General features: G+C 53.9%; 2 rRNA genes. Both read left to right on the top strand.

From position 1 onward, the window contains the following. Nucleotides 1–172 precede the first annotated feature (172 nt). Nucleotides 173–3,277, top strand: a 23S ribosomal RNA gene (locus tag ABY44_RS16150). 108 nt (nucleotides 3,278–3,385) lie between these two features. Then, nucleotides 3,386–3,502, top strand: a 5S ribosomal RNA gene (gene rrf, locus ABY44_RS16145). The last annotated feature ends 44 nt before the right edge of the window (nucleotides 3,503–3,546 follow it).

Below are 3,546 nucleotides of genomic sequence, written 5' to 3'. Positions count from 1 at the left end.
CCTTGGTGGGAAGCGATGAGGGGCACCGCCCGTACTTTGAGAACTACACAGTGGACGCGAGCATCTTGCAGCTGATCTTCGGATCGGTTGCACAAGATGATCTTAAAGATCATTAGTCAATTTCATTCCAGGCTTTCGAGTCTGGAGTCGATTCTGATTCAAACTCATGTGATTTCAAGTCTTTAAGAGCAAACGGTGGATGCCTTGGCATCTGGAGCCGAAGAAGGACGTAGCAATCTGCGATAAGCCTCGGGGAACTGATAAGCAAGTTTTGATCCGAGGGTGTCCGAATGGGGAAACCCCGCTGGGCGGCGTGCCGACCTAGTGACTCCCGCCTGAATATATAGGGCGGGTAGAGGGAACGTGGGGAAGTGAAACATCTCAGTACCCACAGGAAGAGAAAGCAACCGCGATTCCGTTAGTAGTGGCGAGCGAAACCGGAACAGGCTAAACCTAGCGTGTGTGATAGCCGGCAGGCGTTGCACGTTGGGGGTTGTGGGACTTTTCAGTCATCTCTGCCGAGATGGCGGCGTTACAAGAAGGTATAGACGAACGGTCTTGAAAGGCCGGTCATAGAGGGTGCCAACCCCGTAGTCGAAATGCCTCTCTTGGCGCGAAGAGTATCCCAAGTAGCACGGGGCCCGTGAAATCCCGTGTGAATCTGTCAGGACCACCTGATAAGCCTAAATACTCCCAGATGACCGATAGCGGACAAGTACCGTGAGGGAAAGGTGAAAAGTACCCCGGGAGGGGAGTGAAATAGTACCTGAAACCGTTTGCTTACAAACCGTTGGAGCCTCCTTAGTAGGGGTGACAGCGTGCCTTTTGAAGAATGAGCCTGCGAGTTAGCGATATGTGGCGAGGTTAACCCGTGTGGGGTAGCCGTAGCGAAAGCGAGTCTGAATAGGGCGATTCAGTCGCATGTCCTAGACCCGAAGCGAAGTGATCTATCCATGGCCAGGTTGAAGCGACGGTAAGACGTCGTGGAGGACCGAACCCACTTAGGTTGAAAACTGAGGGGATGAGCTGTGGATAGGGGTGAAAGGCCAATCAAACTTCGTGATAGCTGGTTCTCTCCGAAATGCATTTAGGTGCAGCGTTGCGTGTTTCTTGCCGGAGGTAGAGCTACTGGATGGCCGATGGGCCCTACAAGGTTACTGACGTCAGCCAAACTCCGAATGCCGGTAAGTGAGAGCGCAGCAGTGAGACTGTGGGGGATAAGCTTCATAGTCGAGAGGGAAACAACCCAGACCACCAACTAAGGTCCCAAAGCGCGTGCTAAGTGGGAAAGGATGTGGAGTTGCCTTGACAACCAGGAGGTTGGCTTAGAAGCAGCCACCCTTGAAAGAGTGCGTAATAGCTCACTGGTCAAGTGATTCCGCGCCGACAATGTAACGGGGCTCAAGCACGCCACCGAAGTTGTGGCATTGACATTATTGGTAGGCCTTCGTGGTCCAGCCGTGTTGATGGGTAGGAGAGCGTCGTGTGGCCAGCGAAGCGGCGGTGTAAACCAGCCGTGGAGGCTACACGAGTGAGAATGCAGGCATGAGTAGCGAATGACGTGTGAGAAACACGTCCTCCGAAAGACCAAGGGTTCCAGGGTCAAGCTAATCTTCCCTGGGTAAGTCGGGACCTAAGGCGAGGCCGACAGGCGTAGTCGATGGACAACGGGTTGATATTCCCGTACCGGCGAAGAACCGCCCAAGCTAATCCAGTAGTGCTAAGTGTCTGAATCCCAGTGACTGATCCCTTCGGGGTGACGCTCTGGGCCTAGCGCACGACCCCATTCTGGTGCGGTTAGCGTATTAACAGGTGTGACGCAGGAAGGTAGCCCAAGCCAGGCGATGGTTGTCCTGGTGCAAGTGCGTAGGCCGAGTCGTAGGCAAATCCGCGATTCACATAGGCTGAGACACGATGCGGATAAAAAGTGGGTGATCCTATGCTGCCAAGAAAAGCATCGACGCGAGGTTCTAGCCGCCCGTACCCCAAACCGACTCAGGTGGTCAGGTAGAGAATACCAAGGAGATCGAGAGAATCGTGGTTAAGGAACTCGGCAAAATGCCCCCGTAACTTCGGGAGAAGGGGGGCCTTCGGCGTATAGGGATTTACTCCCGAAAGCGTTTGGAGGCCGCAGAGACTAGTGGGTAGCGACTGTTTACTAAAAACACAGGTCCGTGCCAAGTCGCAAGACGATGTATACGGACTGACGCCTGCCCGGTGCTGGAAGGTTAAGAGGACCGGTTAGCCGCAAGGCGAAGCTGAGAATTTAAGCCCCAGTAAACGGCGGTGGTAACTATAACCATCCTAAGGTAGCGAAATTCCTTGTCGGGTAAGTTCCGACCTGCACGAATGGCGTAACGACTTCCCAACTGTCTCAACCGCGAACTCGGCGAAATTGCATTACGAGTAAAGATGCTCGTTACGCGCAGCAGGACGGAAAGACCCCGTGACCTTTACTACAGCTTGGTATTGGTGTTCGGTGTGGCTTGTGTAGGATAGGTGGGAGACTTTGAAGCATGGACGCTAGTTCGTGTGGAGTCATTGTTGAAATACCACTCTGGTCACTCTGGATATCTAACTTCGAACCGTAATCCGGTTCAGGGACAGTGCCTGGTGGGTAGTTTAACTGGGGCGGTTGCCTCCCAAAAAGTAACGGAGGCGCCCAAAGGTTCCCTCAACCTGGTTGGCAATCAGGTGTCGAGTGTAAGTGCACAAGGGAGCTTGACTGTGAGACTGACAGGTCGAGCAGGGACGAAAGTCGGGACTAGTGATCCGGCAGTGGCTTGTGGAAGCGCTGTCGCTCAACGGATAAAAGGTACCTCGGGGATAACAGGCTGATCTTGCCCAAGAGTCCATATCGACGGCATGGTTTGGCACCTCGATGTCGGCTCGTCGCATCCTGGGGCTGGAGTAGGTCCCAAGGGTTGGGCTGTTCGCCCATTAAAGCGGTACGCGAGCTGGGTTTAGAACGTCGTGAGACAGTTCGGTCCCTATCCGCTGCGCGCGTAGGAAATTTGAGAGGATCTGACCCTAGTACGAGAGGACCGGGTTGGACGAACCTCTGGTGTGTCAGTTGTTCCGCCAGGAGCACCGCTGATTAGCTACGTTCGGGATGGATAACCGCTGAAAGCATCTAAGCGGGAAGCCGGCCTCAAGATGAGATTTCCATACCTTCGGGTGAGAGGCTCCCAGCCAGACTACTGGGTTGATAGGCCAGATGTGGAAGTGCAGTAATGCATGCAGCTGACTGGTACTAATAAGCCGATGACTTGATAACACACCGTTTGTTGGTGCTACGCGTCCACTGAGTGGTTCTCGATGTACGGTCGAGAACCGCATAACAACAATGACTTTGTTATGTGTTTGATTGAAACATCAACAGTGTTTCGGCGGCCATAGCGTGAGGGAAACGCCCGGTTACATTCCGAACCCGGAAGCTAAGCCTCACAGCGCCGATGGTACTGCAGGGGGGACCCTGTGGGAGAGTAGGACACCGCCGGACTCCTTTTAGTCAAAATGGCCACCCATCGTTGGGTGGCCATTTTG

Origin of the sequence: Burkholderia sp. ZZQ-2 (genome assembly GCF_050768715.1) — a bacterium.
In the GTDB taxonomy this organism is placed as follows: domain Bacteria; phylum Pseudomonadota; class Gammaproteobacteria; order Burkholderiales; family Burkholderiaceae; genus Burkholderia; species Burkholderia cepacia.
This window is presented reverse-complemented; position numbering and strand designations above follow the sequence as displayed.